A 5,434-nucleotide genomic window follows, 5' to 3' on the forward strand; every position below is an offset into this window, starting at 1 on the left:
CCCCAGGCACCGCCCGCGCCCGCGCAGGCGTGCCCGTCCAGCACGTGCCCCTGCGGTCCAGGAGGCGGCCGAGCCACAGCTCCAGGGAGACGAGGTCCGCCAGCCCCTCCAGGGGCAATGGCTCGCCCTCCGCTGCCGCTCGGAGGGCCTTGCGGACGACCCTGGCCTCTATCAGGCCCGCCTGGGCCAGGAGCGGCGTGTCGAAGAGGTCGACGAGGGTGTCGGCGGCGGCGCGCAGGCCTGTGCGGGCGGCGGCTGCCGAGGTGGCGTGGGAGGGGGCGCCCCAGCCGGGAGGGAGGTCGGCTACGCCGGCGCCTTCCAGGACCGTACGGAGTATGGCGGCGCGGGCTCCGGGCTGGACGCGTAGGGCCTCGGGGAGGGCGCGGCAGGCACGTACGACCTGGTTGTCGAGGAAGGGGGCGTGCAGGCGCTGGAAGCGGACCTCGGCGGCCTGTTCGAGGATGCGGAGGTCGGCGGCGTGCCGGGCGAGGGCGGCGCGGGCTCGGAAGTCGCCGGGGCGCTGGCCGGGGCCGACGCCGGCCCGGCTCGTCGCGCCCGTCAGGCGAACCGATACTTCAGCGAGCGCCTCGCCGGTGAGCCAGCGCGCCGCGGGGCCCGGTCTGCCCCAGGTGAGCGCGGCGAGGGACGCCCCCACGGCACCTCCGGGCTCGTCGAAGCTCCGGTGCAGCAGGCGGTCGGCGAGACCCTGTATGCCGACGAGATAGGGCGTACGGGCGAGCTTGCGCGCCGCGCCGTACACGCGCGCGGGGACCAGGACCGAGCCGTCCGCCTTCGCCAACGCGGCGACGGGGCGCACCAGATGACGTCGTTTGCGGTCCATCAGGAGGTCGGCGAGGCGTGCCGGGTGCGCGTCCAGGACCTGCCGGGCGCCGTACCCCGTGAAGTGGTCCGCGCTGCCCGCGGCGAGCCGCGCGCGATGACGGGCGGCGGTCACCAGGGAGGGGCCCGGTTCGTCCGTCAGCGGGCCCTCCAACTCGGCGTAGGGGAGGACCTCTTCGCCGCCGGTGACCACTACGTGGTGCAGCCGGGGGTTGGCGGCCAGGGTTCCGGCGCGCTCCAGTTCGGCCTCGCGGCCCTTCACGGCGAGGTCGTTGAAGGTGACGGCAAGGAGACGTTCGCCGGCGCCCGTTCCGTGCCCCAGGACGGTGCCCGGCATTCCGGGGAGACCGGCGGCAAGGAGGGCGAGGGTTCCAGAAGCGGGGCCTCCGGAGAGGTCGGCTCCTATGCCGGGTACGGGCATGCCGCGCGCCGCACGCCGCTCGGCGGGGCCCATGCCGGGCACGGGACCGGGGTCCACATCGGCGCCGGGGACATGGCGGGGAGCGGCGAGACGGGCGCGTACGGACTCCACCAGGGCGTCGCGTACGGCGTCCACCGCGCTGTCGGGGTCGACGGTGGCGGCCGCGACGGCGAGGGAGGCCACCGGTTCGTACCCGGCGATCTCGCGTGCCCCGGCGCGCAGGACCAGCGCGTGCCCCGGCGGAATGCGCTGCACGCCCTGATAGGGCGTGGAGTTGTGCAGGGCGGCGGGTACGTCGGGGGCGGCGAGGATGGCTGCGAGGTGTCCGAAGTCGAGGTTCGCCTCGATGAGGTCGGCGAGGGGGAGCGCGGCCGTGGAGTACGCCGTGCCGCCCGCCCAGGGGGTGTAGAACACCGGCCGTGCGCCCGCCAGATCGCCGCACACCATCACCCGGCGGCCCACCTGGACGACCGCGGTGTAGCTGCCGGACCAGGCCGTCAGATGGCGAAGTGCCCCTCCGCGCGCGGCGACCAGGCCCACGCGCAGCTGTTCGTCGGAGGCGCCGCAGGTGCCGAGCACCGCGATCCGGTTCTGCGCATCGGCCTTCACGACGCGCACCTCGTCGGGGCGCCAGTCGCCGACCGCCCAGAGCGGATCGGGGTCGCCCCACAGGAGTTGGGACCCCACCGGGTGCACCGTCTCGCCGTCGCTGCCCGTGGCTCCCGCCGAGCCGACCTCAGGAGCACCAGCGGCGGTACTGCTCCACCCCACCAACCACCGCATCGCCGCCTCCACAGGCTGTGGACAACCAGTGCACCGTACGAACTGGGCACCATGCTGCCACGAAGAGAGCGCGCCGGTGGGTCCCTGCCGCCGCTTGTGCACCCCAGAGTGCGCCCCTTGGGAGATGCCCGCAATGGAGCGAACGCACGCACGGAGCACGGAGATTACGACGCGAATGCGCCCCCGGTTCGCTCCCCCACGACACTCAACGCGCCCTCAAGTGCCATGGTAGAAGGGATATTCGGGCGCAGAGGGCAGGGGCGAAAATCAGCCAAATCGGCGGTGGGCGCACGGGCGTGCACACGCTCCGTACAGGCTTTGCTCAACGCACGATCCGGGAGGCGGAGTTCGCCTCCCGGACCGGTCCGCCGCCCGCGGGGATATGTGACGGCGGTGTCCCCCAGCCCGCTGGATCCAGTACAGCGGGCCGACCCACGCAGGATCCATGGAAGCGATTCGACGATGGCCGGAGAAGAGCGCACGGCCGGGCGCACAGCCACACACCAGGAGCACACCACAACGCTGCGTACTTCCCCGCGTACCACAATCTCGCCATCCGGAACTATGCCTCTTAACGCATGGGATGCGGCGAACTACGCTGGGTTTACGAATGCCGCGTGGTTATGCCAACGCGGCAGCCGTCTGTGTCGAGGGGTGGCGCATGTCCAGGGAGCAACGCGGGCCGAACGAAAAACTCGGCGCCGTTCTCGCCCTCGCGGGAATCAGCAACGCAGGCCTCGCCCGTCGCGTCAACGATCTTGGCGCACAGCGCGGACTGACTCTTCGCTATGACAAGACCTCGGTGGCGCGCTGGGTGTCGAAGGGCATGGTGCCGCAGGGTGCGGCCCCGCACCTCATCGCCGCGGCCATCGGCCAGAAGCTCGGCCGCCCCGTACCGCTCCACGAGATCGGTCTGGCGGACGCGGATCCCGCCCCGGAAGTGGGCCTCGCCTTCCCCCGTGACGTAGGACAGGCCGTGCGCGCCGCGACGGACCTGTACCGTCTCGACCTCGCCGGGCGCAAAGCCGGCTCCGGAGGCATCTGGCAGTCACTGGCCGGATCGTTCGCGGTGAGCGCGTACGCGACTCCCGCCTCCCGGTGGCTGATAACCCCGGCCGACAGTTCGGTGGCCCGCGACGCGAGCCCTGTGGACGGCTCCGGAGCACCGCTGAAAGTCGGCCACAGCGACGTACAGAAACTGCGTGAGGCCGCCGAGGACGCCAGGCGCTGGGACTCCAAGTACGGAGGCGGCGACTGGCGTTCGTCCATGGTGCCCGAGTGCTTACGAGTCGAGGCGGCGCCGCTGCTCCTCGGCTCGTACTCCGACGAGGTGGGCCGGGCGCTGTTCGGCGCCTCGGCCGAGCTGACCCGGCTCGCCGGGTGGATGGCCTTCGACACCGGCCAGCAGGAGGCCGCCCAGCGGTACTACATCCAGGCGCTGCGCCTCGCGCGCGCGGCGGCCGATGTGCCACTAGGAGGCTACGTACTCGCCACCATGTCCCTCCAGGCGACGTACCGCGGCTTCGGCGACGAGGGCGTCGACCTCGCCCAGGCCGCACTGGAACGCAACCGTGGCCTCGCCACCGCCCGCACCATGAGCTTCTTCAGCCTCGTCGAAGCACGCGCACACGCGCGCGCGGGTGACGCCCAGGCGGCCGGCGGGGCCCTGAAGGCCGCCGAGGGCTGGCTGGAGCGGGCCCGCGACGGCGACCAGGATCCGTCCTGGCTCGGCTTCTACTCGTACGACCGTTTCGCCGCCGATGCCGCGGAGTGTTACCGCGATCTCAAGGCTCCGCGCCAGGTGCGGCGGTTCACCGAGCAGGCGTTGTCGAAGCCGACGGAGGAGTTCGTGCGGTCGCATGGTCTGCGGCTTGTGGTGTCCGCGGTTGCCGAGCTGGAATCGGGGAACCTGGACGCGGCGTGCGAGCAGGGTGTTCGGGCGGTGGAGGTGGCGGGGCGCATTTCCTCGGCGCGCACCACCGAGTACGTGAAGGATCTTCTGCATCGGCTGGAGCCGTATGGGGATGAGCCGCGGGTTGTTGAGTTGCGGGAGAGGGCTCGGCCGTTGCTCGTCGCTCCGGCGTAGGGCGCGCCCACGCGGCGGAGCCGCAAACCGACACAGCCCCGCGCCCCATTGGGGCGCGGGTTTCGGTGCGTTGTCAGTGGCGCAGTGCACTATCTAAGTGGGAGGTGGGAAGGTGCGGCGCGTGATCGCTTATGACTGTGATGTGGTCGTGGTCGGCGGGGGGATCGTCGGGCTGTCCACGGCGTATGCGATGACGCGAGCCGCGCCGGGGACTCGGGTGATGGTGCTCGAGAAGGAACCCGGGCCTGCCCGGCACCAGACGGGGCGCAACAGCGGGGTCATCCACAGCGGGATCTACTACCGGCCCGGGTCGCTCAAGGCGCGGTATGCCGTGCGGGGTGCGGCGGAGATGGTCAAGTTCTGTGCGGAGTACGGGATCGCGCATGCCGTGACGGGGAAGCTGATCGTCGCCACGGAGCGGGACGAGTTGCCTCGGCTGCATGCGCTGGTGCAGCGGGGGCGGGAGAACGGCATTCCGGTACGGGAGCTGGGGGCGTCCCAGATCGCCGAGTATGAGCCGGAGGTTCGGGGGCTCGCCGCGATCCATGTCGCGACGACGGGGATCTGCGACTTCGTGGGGGTGGCCGGGCAGCTTGCGGAGGCTTCGGGGGCGCAGATTCGGTACGGGGCAGAGGTCACATACATCGACCGGCGTCCTGACCTCGGGGTCGCCGTGCGTACGGGCGACGGGGACGTCGTACGCGCGCGTGTGCTCGTCAACTGTGCGGGGCTGCACTGTGACGAGATCGCTCGTCTTGCGGGGGACGAGCCTGGGATGCGGATCGTGCCGTTCCGGGGGGAGTACTACTCGCTGGCGCGGCCTTGGCTGGTGAAGGGGCTGGTGTATCCGGTGCCGGATCCGGCGTTTCCGTTCCTCGGGGTGCATCTCACTCGGGGGATTGATGGGGGTGTCCATATCGGGCCGAACGCTGTGCCTGCGTTGGCCCGTGAGGGGTATGACTGGCGGACCGTGCGGGCTCGGGAGCTGGGAGCGACGCTGGCCTGGCCCGGGGCTTGGCGGATAGCTCGGCGGCACTGGCGGTATGGCGGGGGTGAGCTTCGGCGGTCGGTGTCCAAGGCGGCGTTTGCCGGGGCTGTGCGGCGGTTGTTGCCTGCGGTGACCTCGGATGACCTGGTGCCGGCTTCTGCGGGGGTTCGGGCGCAGGCGGTTCTTCGGGACGGCACGTTGGTCGACGACTTCCTCCTGCGGGAGGGGGCGCGGACGGTTCATGTGCTGAACGCGCCGTCGCCTGCGGCTACCGCTTCGCTGCCGATTGGGCGGGAGGTGGGGCGGAGGGTTCTGG

The 5,434-nt window shown here is 71.7% G+C and carries 3 protein-coding genes; 2 read left to right on the forward strand and 1 reads right to left on the reverse strand.

Annotated features, from left to right (window positions below; translation table 11 throughout):
• Window positions 1–2,044, reverse strand: a 2,044-nt coding sequence (locus G6048_RS46525) for an asparagine synthase-related protein (protein ID WP_165345660.1), incomplete at its 3' end; no start/stop codon positions are given.
• A 661-nt stretch (window positions 2,045–2,705) separates the two neighbouring features.
• Here G6048_RS46525 and G6048_RS46530 point away from each other — a divergent pair.
• Window positions 2,706–4,130, forward strand: coding sequence for an MFS transporter (locus G6048_RS46530; RefSeq protein ID WP_165345661.1), 1,425 nt, complete (start codon window positions 2,706–2,708; stop codon window positions 4,128–4,130).
• Window positions 4,131–4,251: 121 nt separating this feature from the next.
• Window positions 4,252–5,434 (forward strand): L-2-hydroxyglutarate oxidase (gene lhgO / locus G6048_RS46535; protein ID WP_328829006.1); only part of this gene is annotated, 1,183 nt, incomplete at its 3' end.

Source organism: Streptomyces ureilyticus, from assembly GCF_011045025.1.
GTDB classification, from domain to species: Bacteria; Actinomycetota; Actinomycetes; order Streptomycetales; family Streptomycetaceae; genus Streptomyces; species Streptomyces ureilyticus.

Excerpts from the sequence above, each read along its gene's own strand:
- G6048_RS46530 (WP_165345661.1), top strand. The coding sequence starts at position 2,706 with ATGTCCAGGGAGCAACGCGGGCCGAACGAAAAACTCGGCGCCGTTCTC.